Source organism: Shinella sp. M27, from assembly GCF_049199905.1.
Lineage (GTDB): Bacteria > Pseudomonadota > Alphaproteobacteria > Rhizobiales > Rhizobiaceae > Shinella.
Genome location: NZ_JBLZPK010000065.1, coordinates 157,494 through 174,944, shown reverse-complemented (window position 1 = coordinate 174,944; position 17,451 = coordinate 157,494). Strand labels below are relative to the sequence as shown.

Here is a 17,451-nt window from a genome sequence, read left to right as displayed (position 1 = left end):
GGTCGCGCCAAGTTCGGCAACCGGCAGACATAAGAAGAGGGGCGTTTCGCCCCTCTTTTTGTATCAGCTGTAGATATCCAGCGTCCGGCCCTGATGGTTGCGGTGCGTCGAATAGACGAAGATTCGCTGCAGGTCCTTGTCGGAGAGCAGACGCAGGAAGCGGGCCTCGACCACGTCGTTGGGATAGACGCGCTGGGTCAGGCAGCCGATCATCGGCAGGCGGGCGCTCACGATGTCGAGATAGAAGTTGCGCGGCAGCTGGAACTTCGTCGTCATCGTGATGACGGCGCCGCTGCGCGACAGCTTGACGATCAGGCCCCGGCGGGACACGAGATTCATCAGGCCACCGTTCTCGGTGAACTCGATGCGCGCCTCGTTACAAGTGTCCTCCATGGGGAAACTCTTTTCCCGATCGTACATGAAGGACTCTTCCTTATTCAGATAGTTGTTACGCGGTACTTGACCCATGCCCATTTTGCCTGCCCCCGGCACTCTCAAATTTCGGAAAAAGGGTAAGGAGCAAGACTTAACATCGGGTTGAGCGGCAGGCCTAAAATCCTGCCGCCCGGGTGCGAAATCAAACGGCGCGGTAGCTCTGCCCGGCCGCATTGAACAGGTGCAGCTTGGCCCTGTCAGCCGTGAAGCGGACCTTCTCGCCACGCTTGACGTCGAGGATGCCGGGGATCTTGGCGATGATCGGCTCGTTCTGCACGAGGCCGTCGATATAGAGCAGCGTCACCTCGCCCAGCGCCTCGACGATCGACACCGTGCCCTCGAAGAGGAAGTCGTCCCCCGTCGATATCTGCAGATCCTCCGGCCGCACGCCGAAGCTCGCGGTCTTGCCGACTTCCGAGGCCGCCGTCGGGATATCGACGCTGGAGACGCGGCCGCCCGTCAGTTCGACCGAGGTCGCGGCACCGGCCGCGGTGATCTTCGCCGGAATGATGTTCATGGCCGGCGAGCCGATGAAGCGAGCAACGAAGAGATTGGCCGGACGCTCGTAAAGCTCCAGCGGCGGGCCGACCTGCTCGATATGGCCGGCCGAGAGCACCACGATACGGTCGGCGAGCGTCATCGCCTCGACCTGGTCATGCGTCACGTAGATCATCGTCGTGTCGGCCATCTGCTCGTTGAGCTTGGCGATCTCGATGCGGGTCGCCACACGCAACGCCGCATCGAGGTTCGACAAGGGCTCGTCGAACAGGAAGACCTTCGGGTTGCGGCAGATGGCGCGGCCGATGGCGACGCGCTGGCGCTGGCCGCCCGAGAGCGCCTTGGGCAGGCGGTCGAGATATTTGGTGAGCTGGAGGATTTCGCCCGCCGAGCGCACGCGGCGGTCGATCTCCTCCTTGCTTTCGCCGGCGATCCGCATGCCGAAGGCCATGTTGTCGTAAACCGTCATGTGCGGGTAGAGCGCGTAGGACTGGAACACCATGGCGATGCCGCGCTTGGAGGGCGGCACGTCGTTGACGCGTTCGCCGTCGATCGTCATGTCGCCGCCGGTGATCTCCTCGAGACCTGCGATCATGCGCAGCAGCGTCGATTTCCCGCAGCCGGACGGGCCGACGAAGACGATGAACTCGCCCTGCTTGATATCGAGATCGATGCCGTGGATCACATCCACCGCGCCGTAGGACTTGCGGATATCCTTGAGAACCAGCCCTGTCATGCTCTTACCTCCCCAATAGTTTTGACCGATCAAGAAAAGCGGGCGAAGAAGCCGCTCCAGGCCGGAAGTTCGATAGTTTCCTCATGCATGATGCTGCCGAAGCCATGGCCTTCAAGCACCTCCAGCTGGCCTGCCGGAAGATCGGCGAGGCGGGCGACCGGGCTCATGTTGAAGGCGCAGAAGACCTTCTCGTTACCGTGCGTGCGCACGAAGGAGAGGATGGCGCCTTCGGCCGACTGGAATTCGATCTCGCCCTTGACCAGCGCCACATGCTCCTTGCGGAAGGCCAGGAACCGGCGGTAGTGCGCGAGCACCGAGGCCGCGTCGCCCTCCTGCACATTGACGGCGCGCTCCAGATGGACGTCGGGAACGGGAAGCCACGGCTTACCAAGGCTGAAGCCGCCGGATTGTTTGTCGCTCTCCCAGACCATAGGCGTGCGGCAACCGTCACGGCCCTTGAAATCCGGCCAGAACTGTATGCCGTAGGGGTCCTGAAGGTCCTCATAGGCAAGGTCAGCCTCCGGCAGCGCCAGTTCCTCGCCCTGATAGATGCAGACGGAGCCGCGGAGCGACATCAGGAGGCTGGCGAGCAGCTTGGCATGGGCCTCGTGATCGGTGACGGCGTTGCCCCAGCGGGTGACATGGCGCATCACGTCATGGTTCGAGAAAGCCCAGCAGACCCAGCCCTCGGGAGCCGCCTTTTCCAGCGCGCGCTGGGTATCGGCCACGAAGGCCGGCGTCAGCGGATCGGGCGCCAGGAATTCGAAGGCATAGCACATGTGCATCTTGTCGCCGCCGGACGTGTATTCGCCGGCGATCTCCAGACCGCGCTGGCTGTCGCCTACCTCGCCCACGGCGGCAATCGCCGGGAACTCTTCCATGACGGCGCGGAAGCGCTTCAGGAATTCCAGATTCTCCGGCTGGTTCTTGTCATAGAGATGTTCCTGATAGTTATAGGGGTTCACGGCCGGCGCCGTCTGCGCATTGCGCCGCTCGGGGGCGAGCGACGGGTTGTCGCGCAGTTCCTTGTCGTGGAAATAGAAATTGATCGTGTCGAGGCGGAAGCCGTCGACGCCGCGCTCCAGCCAGAAGCGCGCGACCGAGAGCAGCGCGTCCTGGACTTCCGGATTGTGCAGGTTCAGGTCCGGCTGCGAGGTCAAAAAGTTGTGCATGTAATATTGCAGGCGCGTCGGATCCCACTGCCAGGCGGAACCGCCGAAGATCGACAGCCAGTTGTTCGGCGGCGTGCCGTCGGGCTTCGAGTCCGACCAGACATACCAGTCCGCCTTGGGATTGGTGCGGCGCGAGCGGCTTTCGACGAACCACGGATGCTTGTCGGAGGTGTGCGACAGGACGAGATCGATCATCACGCGAATGTTGAGGCGGTGTGCCTCGGCGATCAGCGCGTCGAAATCGGCAAGCTCGCCGAAGATCGGGTCGACATCCTGGTAGTCCGAGACGTCGTAGCCGAAATCCTTCATCGGCGAGGTGAAGAACGGCGAAATCCAGATCGCATCCGCACCCAGCGAAGCGACATGGGCAAGCCGCTCGGTGATCCCCTTGAGGTCGCCGATGCCATCACCATTGGTATCCTGGAACGAGCGCGGATAGATCTGGTAGATCACCGCGCCGCGCCACCAGTCCTTGTCCGGGATGAGAAGGGTGGAATCCGACGTCGTCGTCATTCTGGTATTTCCTGTTTTACTTTGTTTTACGCAATTCCGGACGCAAAACCGCTTCACACTTTGGCTGGAATTGCTTTCATTAACCGCCCTTGACCGAACCCGACAGCAAGCCGCGCACGAGATAGCGTTGCAGGCTGAAGAACACAATGAGGGGTACGATGATGGTGATGAAGGCGGAGGCCGTGAGGATTTCCCAGTTGCCGCCGCGCGAACCGAGCAGGTTCACCAGACGCCCGGTCAGCACCAGTTCGTCATTGCCCGTGCCGAGGAAGACCATGGCGACGAGCAGGTCGTTCCAGGTCCACAGGAACTGGAAGATGGAGAACGAGGCGAGTGCGGGGAAGGACAGCGGCAGGATGATCTTCACGAAGATATCGAAATCGGACGCGCCGTCGACGCGGGCAGATTCCAGGATTTCGCGCGGCAGGCCGGCCATGTAGTTGCGCAAGAGATAAACCGCGAGCGGCAGGCCGAAGCCCATATGGGCAAGCCATATGCCGACATAGGTTTTCGCGGGCACCCCGAAGAAGGCGCCGACGCCGTTATAGAGCTTCAGGAGCGGGATCAGCGACATCTGAAGCGGCACGACGAGCAGGCCGACAATGACGGCAATCAGGATCGCCCGGCCGGGGAACGGCATCCAGGCGAGCGCATAGGCGCAGAAGGCGGCAACGAGGATCGGGATGATCGTCGAGGGGATCGCCACCGTCAGCGAGTTGATGAAGGATGAGCCGATGCCAGCGGCGTTCAGCACTTCGCGATAGTTGTCGAGCGTGAAGCGGGGCGGCACGGAGGCCGTATAGAAGATGCGTTGGCCGCGCGTGCCTTCCATCCTGGTCGGCGAGACGATCTGGTAGCTGCCGTCCTCATTGACGGTCAGCGTCTGGCCGTCACCCAGATCGGCGGGCTTGCCGGCTTCGAAGGCGGACGGCTGCAAGGGGCGCACGCCGAAGGCCGAGACCTTGGCGTTGTCGCCGTCGAGGAGCTTGCCCTCAATGACGAATTTGCCGTCCTTCTCGACTTGCGCTTCGGGCGAAGCGGCACGGCCGGTGAGGTTCTGCGAGGAGGTGGAAAGGGCCGTCCACCAGCCGGAGACGGCGAGTTGATCCTTATCGCGCAGCGACGAGATCAGAAGGCCGGCGGTCGGCAGCGTCCAGAGCGCGACGAGCAGCAGGACGGAAATATGGACGACGATGATGAGCGGCGAACGGGCGGAAGCAATCATCTCAGCGCTCCATTTCCTTGGTGGCGTTGCGGATGTTCCAGATCATGATCGGAATGACCAGGATCATGATGACGACGGCAATGGACGCACCGCGCCCGAAATCGCCACCGCCGCGGAACATCCAGTCGAACATCAGGTTCGCCAGAACCTGCGTCTGCCATTGCCCGTTCGTCATGGCGAGCACGATGTCGAAGACCTTGAGGACGAGGATGGTGATTGTCGTCCAGACCACGGCGATCGTGCCCCAGATCTGCGGCACCATGATCTTGAAGAAAATCTGCATTCCGTTCGCGCCATCGATGACGGCCGCCTCGATGGTTTCCTCGGGAATGCCGCGCAGCGCCGCCGAGAGGATGACCATGGCGAAACCGGTCTGGATCCAGATCAGGATGACCATCAGGAAGAAATTGTTCCAGAAGGGAATGGTCATCCACGCCTCGGGCTGGCCGCCCATGGCGACCACGACGGCGTTGAGGATGCCGATCTGTTCGGAGCCTTCCGAGCGATAGTCGTAAACGAACTTCCAGATGACGGCGGCGCCGACGAAGGAGATCGCCATCGGCATGAAGATCAGCGTCTTCGCGATATTGCCCCACCAGATGCGGTCGGTCAGCGCGGCGATGACGAGGCCGAAGAAAGTGGAAAGTGCGGGCACCACGAGGAGCCAGAGGAAATTGTTGAAGATCGACTGGCGGAATTCGCCGTCGTTGAACATCCAGACGAAATTGCTGAAGCCGACAAACTGCTGGCCGGAGCGGTCATGGAAGGCGAGCCGGACGGATTCGAAGACCGGATAGACGAGGTAGATGGCGAGTGCGAACAGCGCCGGCGCCATGAACAGCCAGGGCCTGACGGCATTGGTGATGCGCAGGTTCTGCGATGCCTGCGCGCCCGTCAGCCCCTTGGAGGGGAAAATCTTGTCGAGCAGCCAGTTCGTTCCGAAGAAATAGGCGGCACAGGCGAGTACGCCCCCCACCATCGTGAGAATGGCAAATAACAATTGCTGCATGGCAGTTCCTCCCCAGGAATGCTTCCCCGACGCTCTTTTCCACGCGCAATTCGGACCTTGAGAGGCACAAGGGGCGCTCACGCGGTTTGCACCGCATGGTCCGGCTGCATGTGGGCATGCTTGGGAAAACCGGCGGGCGAAAACCCGCCGGTTCGCCAGGATGTTACTTGATGGCGTCCCAGGCCTTCTGGACACCGCCGGCGACATCGGCCGCGGACTTGCCGCCGACGAAGTCGACCATGCCCGTCCAGAACGCGCCCGCACCGATCTTGCCTGGCATCAGGTCGGAACCGTCGAAACGGAAGGTCGTGGAATTCAGCAGGATTTCACCCTGCTTCTTCATCGGACCGTTGGCATAGGCTTCCTTGTTGGCGCTCTTGTAGGGCGTCAGGAAGCTCGTCTGCGCCATCCAGACTTCATGCGCGATCGGCGTCTTCAGGAATTCGATGAAGGCGCGCGAAGCCGGGGTGTCCTTGGTGATCATGGCCAGCGTGCCGGCACCCAGAACCGGGTTGCCGAGTTCCGGCTTGCTGGCATAGGGCGGCATGTAGAAGAAGTCCGCATCCTCGCCAACGACCGTGCCTTCCGGGAAGAAGGACGGGATGAACGAGGCCTGGTGGTGCAGGTAGCACTTCGGCGGCGAGGCGAAGAGGCCCTTCGGGCTGTCACGGAAGTCGGTGGAGGCAACGGCAGCCGCGCCGCCATCGACGAACTTGTCGTTCTTGGCGAACCAGCCGAATTCATCTAGCGCGCTGATCACAGCCGGATCGTTGAACGGGATCTCGTTCTTCACCCACTTGTCGTAGGTCTCCGGCGTTGCCGTGCGCAGCATCAGGTCTTCGACCCAGTCGGTTGCCGGCCAGCCGGTGGCGCCGCCCGAACCCAGACCGATGCACCACGGCGTGCCACCGTCGGCGACGATTTTTTCCGTCAGAGCCTTCAGGTCTTCCATGGTCTTCGGCACTTCGTAGCCGGCGTCTTCGAAGTTTTCCGGCACGTACCAGACGAGCGACTTCACGTCGATCTTGTAGGGGAAGGCATAGAGCGCGGCAGTGCCGTCCTTGCCCTTGTAGGTCGAGAGATCGACCCAGGACTGGCCGGCGGCGTAATTGTCGAGAAGCCACTTCTGGGTCTCCTCGCCGAGCGGCGTCAGGTAACCCTTGGACGCGAGGTCGGCGATCAGGCCCGGCTGCGGGAGGATGGCGACATCAGGCGGGCTGCCGGCCTGGGTGTCGATGACGATCTGCTGTTCGTAGTTTTCCGAGGAGGAGTATTTCAGGTCAACGCCCGTCGCTTCGACGAAATAGGCATAGACGTTCTTGAAGAGCGCCTCGTCCTCGCCGCGCCAGGGGCCGAAGATCGTCAGCGTCTGGCCCTTGAGGTCATGGCCCTTCTTGAAATCTTCAAAGCTCTGCCAGTTGAATTTCGAATCCTCGCCGGGCTTGAACTTCAAATCGGCAGCAGCAGCGCCGCCCGCCATCAGAAGTGCCAGCGCAGCCGTCATCAGCAATGTCTTTTTCACGTGATTTGCCTCCCATAGCAAACCCGCCCTCCCGGGGCAGGCATTCTCTAAAATACCCCAAAATTCAAAGCGCTTTGGATTTCCTTTCATCCCATTTCCCCCTCACCCTCGTCAAGTACCCCCAAATCATTTCAAACAAAAACGCCGTGTCTGACGCAGTGCAGCGTAGTTTTGCGCCGCAAAATGACCAAATCCGCTTTTCCTGAAGGAATTGCTGATGTTAGATGTCAAAACGCTTTGGGAACAATATGGGGAATATCAACGCACAATCTCCAAAGCGCTTTTAATGTTTCAAGAAAGCTAAGCATGTGAATCTCAAGCAGTTATCGCAATTGCTGGGTCTGTCGCAGACAACCGTCAGCAGGGCGCTGAACGGCTATCCGGAAGTCAATGCCGAGACGCGCCAGCGGGTTCTCGATGCCGTCCGGGAGACAGGCTACCGCCCCAACCGGGCCGCGCAGCGGCTTGCAACGGGCCGCGCCGGCTCGATCGGCCTCGTCATGCCGACCGCCGACGGCATCGAGTCCGACGTGCATTTCGGCGAGTTCCTCGCCGGCCTCGGCGACGAGGCGGTCAAGCACGACTTCCACTTCGTCATCAATCCAAGCCACCCGGAAGACGAGGTCGCGACGTGCCGGCGGCTGGTGGCCAGCGGCAATGTCGATGCGCTGTTCCTTGCCTATATGCGCGAGAAGGACCCGCGCATCGCCATGATGAAGTCGCTGAAGACGCCCTTCGTCGTGCACGGCCGCTCGATGGGTATCGCGACGGACTACCCCTATCTCGATATCGACAATACGGGCGCTTTCTACGATGCCGCGCGGCTTCTCGCGCAGCTCGGCCACCGGCACATCGCCCTCATCAACGGCCCCGACTATCTCACCTTCTCCAAGCGTCGGACGAAGGGCACGGTGCGGGCGCTGGCCGAACACGGCCTCGTGCTGCGCGACGAATGCAATTCCAATTCGCAGATGACCGACGAGCACGGGTTTCGCGCGATGAAACGCTTCCTGCACCTCGATACTCCGCCGACGGCGGTGCTGTGTTCCAGTACGGTTCTGGCGCTCGGCGCGGTGCGGGCGATCAACCAGGCGGAGCTGAAGCTCGGCTCGGACATCTCCCTGATCGCCCATGACGACGTGCTGCCGATGCTGAAGCCGGAGAATTTCATGGTCCCGCTGACGACGACGCGCTCATCGCTGCGCGCCGCCGGCCAGCGTATCGCGCGAAGGCTGATCGCCGATATTCTTCAATTGGAGACCTTGCCGCAGCAGGAGCTCTGGAAGACCGATCTGATCGTGCGTGCCTCGACCGGCCCTGCCCCCATGGGCAAATGAAAAGGCGCCCCGCGGGGCGCCTTTTTATGTTCGCGCGATTAAAACTTCGGCGGCGTCCTGCCTGCCTTGCGATAGGCGGCGATGACGGTGTTCGCCATCAGCATGGCGATGGTCATCGGGCCGACCCCGCCCGGGACCGGCGTGATGACACCGGCAACCTTGGCGGCTTCCTCGAAGGCGACGTCGCCGACAAGGCGGGTCTTCCCCTCCGCCTTCGTGATCCGGTTGATGCCGACATCGATAACGGTGGCACCCGGCTTCACCCAGTCGGCCTTCACCATTTCCGGACGGCCGACGGCGGCCACCAGGATATCGGCATTGCGGCAGACGCCGGCAAGATCTTTTGTCCGCGAATGGGCCGTCGTCACCGTCGCATTGGCGGCGAGCAACAAAGCCGACATCGGCTTACCGAACAGGTTCGAGCGGCCGATCACCACCGCGTTGAGACCGGAAAGATCCTCGCCATGGGTGCGGCGCACGAAAACCATGGCGCCGGCCGGCGTGCAGGAGACGAGGCCGCCGTCGAGATCGCCCGTAGCCACCTTGCCCGCATTGACGACATGCAGGCCGTCGACATCCTTTTCCGGCTTGATCGACTGGATGATCGGATCCGAATTCAGGTGCTTGGGCAGCGGCAGCTGGACGAGGATGCCGTGGATGGTCTCGTCGGCATTCAGCGTCTCGACGAGCGCGGCAAGCTCTTCCTGCGTCGTCTGCTCCGGCAGCGTATGCTGGATGGAGTTGAAACCGCATTCCTTCGACATGCGGCTCTTGGCGCCGACATAAGCGTGGCTTGCCGGATCATCGCCGACGATGACGACGGCGAGACCGGGCTTGACGCCGGCCTCGTTCTCCAAGATCACGGTCGCGGCCTTCACGGCGTCAATCACGGAAGCGGCAACCTGCTTCCCATCGATAATGGTGGTCACATTTCTCTCCCTGACGAATTGCGCTCACTTTAGGAGCGCGGCTGCACGGCGGGATGGCCTCTTAACGCCCTATGCTGTCCAAAACGCATAAATTCAAGCGTCCCGTTTTACAAACAACCGGCCCAATTCGTTAACATCCGTTTTCCTCTCACTCCTGAAAGGGTTTTTGGGCGGCATGAGAGAACCAATCAAATGCCCGCATCAGTCTTTTTTTGAAGCAACCATTGCAAATAGTTTTGCCTGAAAAGGCCCGAAAGCGAGGGTGACAACGCAGGAAAAACAAAATTTTTCAGTGAGATAACATAGGCGGAACGCGCATGGTTAGCAAAGGATAAAAGTACCCCGCCGTCTTCTAACGAATTCCTTAAAAGCCCTTTCAGGCGGGCTTGTTACACCGGCTTCCAGCAGCACAAGTATTGCGGGAGCAGCATGAAGCCCTTTCCCACATTCCCCGATGACAGCGCTATCCGGCGGACCATGACGGCCGGCCGGTCCGGTCGCCAGACGTGCGGTGTTACCGCGAGAGGAGCCCTGTCATGAACCTCGTGTCAGGCAACATCGTCACTGCACAACGCGACATTCTCGGTCTTCCCGTCTGCGAACTCAGCTGGGCCGACGCCTTCACCTTTGCCGAAGAGGTGGCGACCATGCCCTTCGGCCAGACCGTCATCGCCTTCATCAACGCCAACAATGCGAACCTGATGATGCGCGATCCGGAATACCGCGCCGTGCTCGAGCGCCAGGTCGTCTTTCCCGACGGCCACGGTGTCGACATCGCCTCGATGGTGTTCCACGGCCGCAAGTTCCCGGCGAACCTCAACGGCACGGATTTCGTTCCAGCGCTCTTGACCTATATCGCCAAGCCGATGCGCGTCGCCCTGATCGGCACCCGCCAGTCGATATTGACGCGTGCGACGGAAAACTTCCGCCGCCACGCACCATGGCATGAATTCATCCCGATTTCCGACGGTTTCTTCGACCGGGCGAAATCCGACGAAATCATGGAGCAGGTGCGCGAGGCCAATGTCGATATACTCCTGGTCGCCATGGGCAGCCCGGCGCAGGAGAAGTGGATCGACCGCCATGTCGGCCCCGGCCATGCCCGGCTGGTGCTGAGCGTCGGCGCGCTATTCGATTTCGTGGCCGGCGACGTGCGCCGCGCGCCGCTCGGCATCCGCAAACTGCGCCTCGAATGGCTCTACCGGCTGATGCAGGAGCCTGGCCGCCTTTGGCGGCGCTATGTGATCGGCAATCCGCTCTTCCTCTACCATGTCATGCGCTACAAGCTGTCAGGCATGGTGGTGAAGCGACCGGCCGACGAAACGATGGAAGCCGGCACGCGGTAGATTCTTTTGTTTTCATTTGTCTTTTCGGGAAAACCGGTTCCCACTTTTCCTTGACAAACTCTCGCGGCCGGCTCCCTCAAAAACTGCCTCAACTCAGCGGCGGATCTAGTGTCCGCCGCTTTTTTCTGCCGGCTTCACCTCGGGCACTTCACCCTTCAAAAGCGTGACGCCCTTCTTGGGCGCCGGATCCTCGATGGAGGCGGTGGTGATGTAATCGATCTGCTCGACATAGACCTCCGCAATGACATCAGCGCCGAAGCGGCGATTGAGCCCTTCCTTCACGACGCCCCTGAAGGCATCGAGATCGAAATTTCCGGTCGCTGTCACATCGATCATCTTCTTACCGACCAGCAGCGTATAGAGCTCGTCCGTGATCGCCTGCGGCAACGGAACGACCTGCTTGGCCGCCAGCTCCTTGTTCGCCTTGTAGGCGAGCTTGGTGAGCAGATAGCCGTTGACGCCTCCTTCCCCAATGACTGGCACGGTCGTCGTGTAGCCGGTGACGAATTCCATCGCGGCTTCGCGCGCCGCGGCTTCCTCGTCGATCTTGGGAGCCGAGGCCATCTTCAGGGAAAAATATACGGCGGCGAGCGTGACGGCGAGGACCCAGACGCCGGTGCCGATGAGCTTGATCATGTACCGTAACCCAGGCGGAACTGTTCCTGAGAATAGGTGCCGTCAGCCTCGAGGTCCTGCACCGCATTCTTCAAGATGGAGACGACCTCACGCACGGCATCGAGATGGGCCGAGACGCGCTGGGCATTGGTGGCGAGCTTTTCGCGCACCCGGCCGAGCTGCGGCGAGAAGCTCTGCGGAACCTCTTCCGGGCGCACGTCGCGCGTCAGCATGGCCAGCTCATAGAGGCAGCGGCTCTTGTGGGCATTCGACGTCGGCAGATCGAATTCGGGATCGCGGCCGATATTGACGTTTTCGTTGTCGATGATGGTTTCAAGCCGACCGAGTACAGAGCGGATTCGGATTTCGTTGCTTGCCTGTTCCATTTTGTTGTTCTCCGCTTATGCCGTTTTCTTGTGGTCTTTGATGCCGGGCGTCAGGTCGGCGAATGCCTCGCGCTGCAACGCCTGCACCATGCCGGAGGCGACACGGTCCGGATCGTTGTCCTTGGCGCCGCCCGAGATGCCGCTCTTCTTGGCGAGCGCCTCGGCAATGCCGATGCCGCCGCCCTTGCCGAGCGCTTCGCCCAGCTGATCGGCCATCATGCCGCGCCACATTTCGCCGGCCGTGCCTTCGCCGTAGATCTGCTCGCTCTCGCTCGGCATCATCGATTTCACGAAGTTCTGCAGGACCATCGTCTCGAACTTGCGCAGATGTTCCGGTACAGCCGCCTTGCCGCCGACGGCGGAAACACCGTTCGACGCCGCAGTCGCGCCAGCGGAATCACGATTGAGAATGGTGCCGACGGCGGCCTGGAATCCGGCGCCTGCTTCGGCAAGACTGGTCGCTTCGAAGGAAGCGCGGTTCGATTTCAGCTTGGCTTGCGCTTCCTGAACCTGGGTGGGATCGGCAGCGCGCACGACATCGAGCACCAGATCGCTGGGGGGAGTAATTGCCACGTCTCAAAGCCTTTCAGGTAAATCCTGCGAGCCGGACCCGTCCTCATGGCGGTCCGCCGGCCTCATGACCATCGGGACATCGGTCTGCCCGCGCTGCACATCGCAGCCGCTGCGGCAAATCTCTTCATCGTCCGTGAGAAGACTATCGCTGCTCAACCTTACGGGAGGCTGGTGGCGGATGACGACGCCGTGACGGCGGCGTATCCGGAATCCAATTTGAGGCAAGCTTGATCGGATGCGTGCAAAACGCCTTTCTTCCAACGGCTTGGAGAAGACGTCAGTCGTCGCCACCCTTGTAGGCGATGTGCTGGTCGATCAGATCGTAGATGGCGTCGTCCGCCGCCTCGCGCTCTTCGGCGCTGCGGGCTTCCTTCATATGGTCTTCCATGCGGTCGCCCTTGGTGCGCTCGCGCACCACACGCATCTCATGCATCTGCTGGACGTTGGCCAGCATCTGGTCCTGCTGCTGCAACCGGCTGTACTGGCCGGAATAGTGGCGCGAGAAGCTGCGATGCACCGGGTTCAGCGAATTGATCGCGTCGGCGACCGCATCCATCGTCTCGGCCGCCTCCTGGCGCTGGCGCGTGGTGTTGGCGAGATCGATCTCGGCCATCTTTTCGAGATGCCGCTGCACGGTCACGAGACGCTTGAGCTTTTCCGAACGGCTCTGCGCCATCGCTATTCCCCCCTGAAGACCGGAATGAAGCCGCTCGCGAAGATCTCGAGCAGCGAGGAGATGCCGAAATAGAGCAGGAACAGGCCGCCCATGATGATGAAAGGCAGCGAGACGAAGTAGATCGGGATCTGCGGCGCGAGCTTGTTGATCAGGCCGACGGAGACGTTGAACACCAGGCCGTAGAGAATGAAGGGGCTCGCCAGCCTGAGCATGATCATGAAGGTCTGGCTGAGCGTGTCAGTGAGCGTGATCAGCGCGCTCTGCGGATTGAAGCCGGCGCCGATCGGCATGACATTGTAGGATTCGATCAGCGCCCGCATGACGACATGGTGGAAATCCAGCATGAACAGCACGAGCAGGCCGGCAAAGGACAAGAGGTTCGTCAGCTGGTTTTCCTGGGTGTCTTCCAGCACATCCGGTGTCGGCGGCGCGTTGAAGCCCATCATCATGGTCAGCACCGTGCCGGCAAATTGCAGGCCGAGCACGTAGTAGCGGGCGATCAGGCCGATGGCCGCACCCGTCAGCATCTCGAAGGCGATCATCGAGAGATATTTGTCGAGGTCGCCGGTGGCGCGCGGATAGATCACATCCCACATGATCGGCAGCACGCCCATCGAGATGGCGATCGCCAGGAAGAGGCGAATCTGGATCGAGATACGGGCCGAGGAGAAGCCCGGCAGCAGCATGAAACACCCGCCGACACGGCAGAAGGCGGCGAACAGCGCCAGCACCGTGCCCTGCGGGTCGGTTATCATGAAATCGAGCCGAGGATCTTGATCTCGATGCCCTTGGCGAGCTCGACATGCGAGAGAACCGGCAATGTTGCAAACAGGCGTTCGATGATCATGCGCACATAAGAGCGGGATTCGGGCGACGTGACCAGTACAAAGGGCGTGCCGCGGTCGAGAAACTCGCGGATAACCCGGGTCGCCTGTTCGGAAAACTCTTCGAGCTGGCGCGGGTCGATGTCGAACTCGACGATTTCACCCTTCGAGTCGCGTTTCAGCGCCTGGTGGAACACCATGTCCCATTTGTTGCCGAGACGCAGCACCGGCAGCACGCCGTTGTCGGTCAGGTCGCCGCAGATCTGCTGGGCCATGCGGATGCGGACATGCTCGACGATCTGCTCGGTCTTGCGCACATGCGGTGCGAGTTCGGCGACTGCTTCGAGGATGAGATGCAGGTTGCGGATGGAGACGCGCTCGGCGAGCAGCAGCTTCAGCACGGCCTGAAGACCGGAATAGGACATGTGCGACGAGCAGATTTCGTCGGCGAGCTTGCGGTATTCCGGGTCGAGGCGCTCGATCAGCACCTTGACGTCCTTGTAGGAGAGGAGCTGCGGCAGGTTGTTGCGGATGACTTCCGACAGATGCGTCAGCACCACCGAAACGTTGTCGATCGGATGGAAGCCCTCGCGGCGCAGGTCTTCGGCAAAGGTTTCGAGGATCGAGACGGCCGGCATGCCGAAGGCGGGCTCGCGGATCTCGTCGCCCGGCACGCTCGGCTTGCGGCCGCCGCCGGTGACGACCAGCACTTCGCCGACGCGCACGATGTTCGAGGCGATCGTCGTACCGTGGATGCGGATCTGGTAGGACTTGTCGGGGATGGCGATATCGTCGGAAACCTTGATTTCCGGCACGACGAAGCCGTATTGCCCGGCGAACTTCTTGCGCATCTTGCCGACGCGGAAGGCCAGTTCCTGGTGTGCGCCGAGAAGACGGGTGGAGACCTGCTTGCCAAGCAGCAGTTCGATCTCAGCGGTCTTGAGCACCGACTTGACCGAATCCTTCTCCTGGTCGCGCGTCGCCTGGACCTGCTGTGCTTCGGCAGCACGCTTGACCTGGTTCTCGGCCTCGATGCGGCGCGGAATGATCCAGCCGCCGAAGGCCATCAGGCCACCGAGCACCATGAAAGGCAGGAAGGGCAGGCCCGGCATGAGGGCGAGCATGATCATCAGTCCTGCGGCAACGAGAAGCGCGCGCGGATAGCCGGAGAGCTGGTTGATGACCGCCTGGTCGGTGGAGCCCGACGTGCCGCCGCGCGAGACGATAAGGCCGGCAGCAAGCGAGACGATGAGGGCCGGGATCTGCGAGACGAGACCGTCGCCGACCGAGAGCTTGACGAAGACGTCGGCGGCTTCGCCGAGTTCCATGCCGTGGCGGAAATAGCCGATGATGATACCGCCGAACACGTTGATGGCGGTGATGAGAAGGCCGGCAATGGCATCGCCGCGCACGAATTTCGAGGCACCGTCCATCGAACCGAAGAAGGAGCTTTCCTCTTCCAGCTCGCGGCGGCGCAGCTGCGCCTGCTTCTCGTCGATGAGGCCGGCCGAAAGGTCGGCGTCGATCGACATCTGCTTGCCGGGGATCGCATCGAGGGTGAAGCGCGCGCCGACTTCCGCGATACGCGTCGCACCCTTGGTGATGACGATGAAGTTCACCACGATCAGGATCATGAAGACGATGAGACCGATGACGAAGTCGCCGGACATGACGAGGCTGGCGAAACCGGCGATCACGCCGCCCGCCGCATCGTGGCCCTCATTGCCGTGCGAGAGAATGACGCGCGTGGTGGCGATGTTTAGCGACAGGCGCACCATGGTGGCGATGAGGAGGACGGTCGGAAAGGCCGAGAAATCGAGCGGCCGCTGGATCCACAGCGAGACCATCAGGATCAAGACCGAGAAGGCGATGGAAAAGGCCAGGCCTATGTCGATCATGAAGGCCGGGATCGGCAGGAAAAGGATCGACAGGATCGTCAGGATGCCCACGGCGAACGCGACATCGCGACCGCTGGGGCTGACCTTCGGAAGGTTGATTGCCGGAACTTGCGCCATCTTTATGCTTCCCGTCTCATCATGAGAGGCGGCGACGCGGAACATGCGTCGCCCATTTCACCCGATGACCTACAGGGCGAAGCTTGTGCGAGGATGGGGAAAGTCACGCCGGTAAGGCGTAAGCGCGTCTGGAGGCGCGCTAGAATCCGCTCTGGATGCGGGAGAAGACGAGATCCGTGAAGATGGAGATCTGGGCGCCGATGAAGGGCGCCGAAATGGCGATCGCAACGAAGATCGCCAGGATTTTCGGCACGAAGGTGAGGGTCATTTCCTGCACCTGCGTCAGCGCCTGCACGAAGGCGATGGTGACGCCGACGATCATGGCGGCAAGCACAGCCGGTCCGGAGGCCACGACGACCGTCCAGATGGCTGCCTGCGCTATGTCGAGGGCGTCTGCCTCATTCAAGTCTTGGTTTCGCTTATCTTCACGCCGGGTCCGATGACGAGTTTCTCGCCCGAATCAAGCTTGGCCACGATACCGTCGTTGTATAGCGTCACTTCCTTGACGACACCAGTAATCTTGCCGTCCTCGCTGGTGACGGTGCGGCCGATGACGGAGTTGGCTTCCTGCAACGATGTGCGTTGCAGCAGGCTTTCCAGGTTCTTGTTCGTCTTGATGGTCTGCTCGACCTGCGAGAAGGTCGCGAGCTGCGCCATCTGCTGGGCCGAATCCATCGGCTCGGTCGGGTCCTGGTTCTTCATCTGCGCCACGAGCAGCTTCAGGAAGCTCTCATAGTTCAGCGTCGCCGACTTTTCGGCGGTCGTCGCTTCGCTGCCCGTCGCGACCGGAGTGGACGTGGCGCTGCTTGCGGCGCCGACCGGGGTTACCATGGTGCGATCTCCCTGCGGATCTGCTCGATCGTGGCGGGCGCCATTTCCTGGTTGTTGAGAATGCGGTCCTCGATCGGGTAGAGACCGCGGATCGCCTTCAGCGCCTCGAAGGCGCGGCCCTGCGTGACGAGTGCATCGACGCGCTTTAGCTCGGCAAGCACCTCCTCGTTCTTGAAGCACGAGAGCAGCATGATGACCGACTTGCGGAACATGGCGATCGACTGCTCGGCGCCTTCCGGATTGATCAGCGCCATCTGCGCGATGAAATAGAGCTGGCGAAGCGGGGTCGTCGCCTGTTCCGGCTGCAGAACGTGATTTTCCAGAAGGAAGGTCACGTCGTTGAGGAATTCGATCGCCACCTTGCGATCAACCCGCAGAACGGCGCCGTTGACAAAAATGCGTTCCCCAGACTTCAGCGATATACGCAGCGTACTTTTCATTTGATTCCATCCTTGATGATGGTTGTAATGTCGATAATGCCCTGGAAATTCTTGGATTCGCGTTTGCGGATCTTTTCGATTTCCTTGAGAATCCAGATCGCGATCGAGATCAGATTGGCCCTGAGTTCGTCGTCGAGTTGGTTTTCCGGATTTCCGAGATCCTCGATGAACCGGATCCAAACACGACGCGTGTAATAGACGGCCTCGACCGCTTCCTTGCCGTAGGTTCCGCCGGCCGCGATTGCAGCTTCCAAAAGCGCAACAGACCGTTCGAGGACCTGCCGTTCTCGATCTTTCGAGACGGCGACGCCCTCCTCCATGATCTCGGCATATGAAAACTGGTACATTCAGACATCCTTCATGTGTGTC

At 61.1% G+C, this 17,451-nt stretch carries 19 protein-coding genes; 2 read left to right on the top strand and 17 right to left on the bottom strand.

What is annotated here, in order from left to right:
- Positions 1–63: 63 nt before the first annotated feature.
- The 6 genes from ACOZK4_RS24635 to ACOZK4_RS24610 all read right to left on the bottom strand — a co-directional run bounded on the left by ACOZK4_RS24635 (position 64) and on the right by ACOZK4_RS24610 (position 7,092).
- Positions 64–474 carry a hypothetical protein gene (locus ACOZK4_RS24635; RefSeq protein WP_313523641.1) on the bottom strand — a complete coding sequence of 137 codons (411 nt, stop codon included), beginning with the start codon at positions 472–474 and terminating at the stop codon, positions 64–66.
- A gap of 103 nt (positions 475–577) precedes the next feature.
- Positions 578–1,669: an ABC transporter ATP-binding protein gene (locus tag ACOZK4_RS24630; protein ID WP_421594317.1), complete on the bottom strand. Its 1,092-nt coding sequence runs from the start codon at positions 1,667–1,669 to the stop codon at positions 578–580.
- Between the two features lie 29 nt (positions 1,670–1,698).
- On the bottom strand, positions 1,699–3,354 hold the full coding sequence (locus ACOZK4_RS24625; RefSeq protein ID WP_421594316.1) for an alpha-glucosidase: 1,656 nt from the start codon (positions 3,352–3,354) through the stop codon (positions 1,699–1,701).
- Positions 3,355–3,433: 79 nt separating this feature from the next.
- Positions 3,434–4,579: a carbohydrate ABC transporter permease gene (locus tag ACOZK4_RS24620; RefSeq protein WP_421594315.1), complete on the bottom strand. Its 1,146-nt coding sequence runs from the start codon at positions 4,577–4,579 to the stop codon at positions 3,434–3,436.
- A gap of 1 nt (position 4,580) precedes the next feature.
- Positions 4,581–5,588, bottom strand: coding sequence for a sugar ABC transporter permease (locus tag ACOZK4_RS24615; RefSeq protein WP_313523634.1), 1,008 nt, complete (start codon positions 5,586–5,588; stop codon positions 4,581–4,583).
- A gap of 163 nt (positions 5,589–5,751) precedes the next feature.
- Positions 5,752–7,092 carry an ABC transporter substrate-binding protein gene (locus ACOZK4_RS24610; RefSeq protein ID WP_421594368.1) on the bottom strand — a complete coding sequence of 447 codons (1,341 nt, stop codon included), beginning with the start codon at positions 7,090–7,092 and terminating at the stop codon, positions 5,752–5,754.
- A 326-nt stretch (positions 7,093–7,418) separates the two neighbouring features.
- Here ACOZK4_RS24610 and ACOZK4_RS24605 point away from each other — a divergent pair, with 326 nt between their 5' ends.
- Positions 7,419–8,447 carry a LacI family DNA-binding transcriptional regulator gene (locus ACOZK4_RS24605; RefSeq protein WP_421594314.1) on the top strand — a complete coding sequence of 343 codons (1,029 nt, stop codon included), beginning with the start codon at positions 7,419–7,421 and terminating at the stop codon, positions 8,445–8,447.
- 38 nt (positions 8,448–8,485) lie between these two features.
- Here the strand turns inward: ACOZK4_RS24605 and folD are convergent, their stop codons facing one another.
- The gene (folD, locus tag ACOZK4_RS24600) at positions 8,486–9,376 is read right to left on the bottom strand and encodes a bifunctional methylenetetrahydrofolate dehydrogenase/methenyltetrahydrofolate cyclohydrolase FolD (RefSeq protein WP_421594313.1); all 891 of its coding nucleotides are present in this window, start codon (positions 9,374–9,376) and stop codon (positions 8,486–8,488) included.
- 536 nt (positions 9,377–9,912) lie between these two features.
- On the opposite strand from folD, the gene ACOZK4_RS24595 reads away from it, so the two are divergent.
- Positions 9,913–10,722, top strand: coding sequence for a WecB/TagA/CpsF family glycosyltransferase (locus tag ACOZK4_RS24595; protein ID WP_421594312.1), 810 nt, complete (start codon positions 9,913–9,915; stop codon positions 10,720–10,722).
- A gap of 105 nt (positions 10,723–10,827) precedes the next feature.
- Here ACOZK4_RS24595 and ACOZK4_RS24590 read toward each other — a convergent pair whose 3' ends face one another.
- From ACOZK4_RS24590 to flaF, 10 genes are all read right to left on the bottom strand, one after another.
- Entirely contained in the window at positions 10,828–11,358 is a 531-nt protein-coding gene (locus ACOZK4_RS24590) for a hypothetical protein (RefSeq protein ID WP_313523625.1), read from the bottom strand.
- On the bottom strand, positions 11,355–11,723 hold the full coding sequence (locus ACOZK4_RS24585) for a hypothetical protein (protein WP_421594311.1): 369 nt from the start codon (positions 11,721–11,723) through the stop codon (positions 11,355–11,357). The genes ACOZK4_RS24590 and ACOZK4_RS24585 overlap by 4 nt, the downstream gene beginning before the upstream one ends.
- A gap of 15 nt (positions 11,724–11,738) precedes the next feature.
- Positions 11,739–12,296, bottom strand: a complete 558-nt coding sequence (locus tag ACOZK4_RS24580; RefSeq protein WP_421594310.1) for a rod-binding protein — start codon at positions 12,294–12,296, stop codon at positions 11,739–11,741.
- A 277-nt stretch (positions 12,297–12,573) separates the two neighbouring features.
- A complete protein-coding gene (locus ACOZK4_RS24575) occupies positions 12,574–12,972 on the bottom strand; it encodes a hypothetical protein (RefSeq protein ID WP_117368233.1) in 399 nt (132 codons plus the stop codon).
- Between the two features lie 2 nt (positions 12,973–12,974).
- Complete coding sequence (fliR, locus tag ACOZK4_RS24570; protein WP_421594309.1) at positions 12,975–13,727, bottom strand: flagellar biosynthetic protein FliR; 753 nt, start codon at positions 13,725–13,727, stop codon at positions 12,975–12,977.
- The gene (gene flhA / locus ACOZK4_RS24565) at positions 13,724–15,811 is read right to left on the bottom strand and encodes a flagellar biosynthesis protein FlhA (protein ID WP_313523616.1); all 2,088 of its coding nucleotides are present in this window, start codon (positions 15,809–15,811) and stop codon (positions 13,724–13,726) included. The genes fliR and flhA overlap by 4 nt, the downstream gene beginning before the upstream one ends.
- Positions 15,812–15,950: 139 nt before the next feature.
- Positions 15,951–16,217 (bottom strand): flagellar biosynthesis protein FliQ, encoded by a 267-nt coding sequence (gene fliQ / locus ACOZK4_RS24560; RefSeq protein WP_117368229.1) that lies wholly within the window; start codon positions 16,215–16,217, stop codon positions 15,951–15,953.
- On the bottom strand, positions 16,214–16,642 hold the full coding sequence (gene flgD / locus ACOZK4_RS24555) for a flagellar hook assembly protein FlgD (RefSeq protein WP_313523612.1): 429 nt from the start codon (positions 16,640–16,642) through the stop codon (positions 16,214–16,216). The genes fliQ and flgD overlap by 4 nt, the downstream gene beginning before the upstream one ends.
- A complete protein-coding gene (gene flbT, locus ACOZK4_RS24550) occupies positions 16,636–17,082 on the bottom strand; it encodes a flagellar biosynthesis repressor FlbT (RefSeq protein ID WP_244760987.1) in 447 nt (148 codons plus the stop codon). Before flbT ends, flgD begins: the two co-directional genes overlap by 7 nt.
- Positions 17,079–17,429 (bottom strand): flagellar biosynthesis regulator FlaF, encoded by a 351-nt coding sequence (gene flaF / locus ACOZK4_RS24545; RefSeq protein WP_313523610.1) that lies wholly within the window; start codon positions 17,427–17,429, stop codon positions 17,079–17,081. The genes flbT and flaF overlap by 4 nt, the downstream gene beginning before the upstream one ends.
- Between the last annotated feature and the right edge of the window lie 22 nt (positions 17,430–17,451).

Coding starts and splice junctions, on each gene's coding strand:
- ACOZK4_RS24635 (WP_313523641.1), bottom strand. CDS start 474: ATGGGCATGGGTCAAGTACCGCGTAACAACTATCTGAATAAGGAAGAG.
- ACOZK4_RS24630 (WP_421594317.1), bottom strand. CDS start 1,669: ATGACAGGGCTGGTTCTCAAGGATATCCGCAAGTCCTACGGCGCGGTG.
- ACOZK4_RS24625 (WP_421594316.1), bottom strand. CDS start 3,354: ATGACGACGACGTCGGATTCCACCCTTCTCATCCCGGACAAGGACTGG.
- ACOZK4_RS24620 (WP_421594315.1), bottom strand. CDS start 4,579: ATGATTGCTTCCGCCCGTTCGCCGCTCATCATCGTCGTCCATATTTCC.
- ACOZK4_RS24615 (WP_313523634.1), bottom strand. CDS start 5,588: ATGCAGCAATTGTTATTTGCCATTCTCACGATGGTGGGGGGCGTACTC.
- ACOZK4_RS24610 (WP_421594368.1), bottom strand. CDS start 7,092: ATGACGGCTGCGCTGGCACTTCTGATGGCGGGCGGCGCTGCTGCTGCC.
- ACOZK4_RS24595 (WP_421594312.1), top strand. CDS start 9,913: ATGAACCTCGTGTCAGGCAACATCGTCACTGCACAACGCGACATTCTC.
- ACOZK4_RS24590 (WP_313523625.1), bottom strand. CDS start 11,358: ATGATCAAGCTCATCGGCACCGGCGTCTGGGTCCTCGCCGTCACGCTC.
- ACOZK4_RS24585 (WP_421594311.1), bottom strand. CDS start 11,723: ATGGAACAGGCAAGCAACGAAATCCGAATCCGCTCTGTACTCGGTCGG.
- ACOZK4_RS24575 (WP_117368233.1), bottom strand. CDS start 12,972: ATGGCGCAGAGCCGTTCGGAAAAGCTCAAGCGTCTCGTGACCGTGCAG.
- fliR (WP_421594309.1), bottom strand. CDS start 13,727: ATGATAACCGACCCGCAGGGCACGGTGCTGGCGCTGTTCGCCGCCTTC.
- flhA (WP_313523616.1), bottom strand. CDS start 15,811: ATGGCGCAAGTTCCGGCAATCAACCTTCCGAAGGTCAGCCCCAGCGGT.
- flgD (WP_313523612.1), bottom strand. CDS start 16,642: ATGGTAACCCCGGTCGGCGCCGCAAGCAGCGCCACGTCCACTCCGGTC.
- flbT (WP_244760987.1), bottom strand. CDS start 17,082: ATGAAAAGTACGCTGCGTATATCGCTGAAGTCTGGGGAACGCATTTTT.
- flaF (WP_313523610.1), bottom strand. CDS start 17,429: ATGTACCAGTTTTCATATGCCGAGATCATGGAGGAGGGCGTCGCCGTC.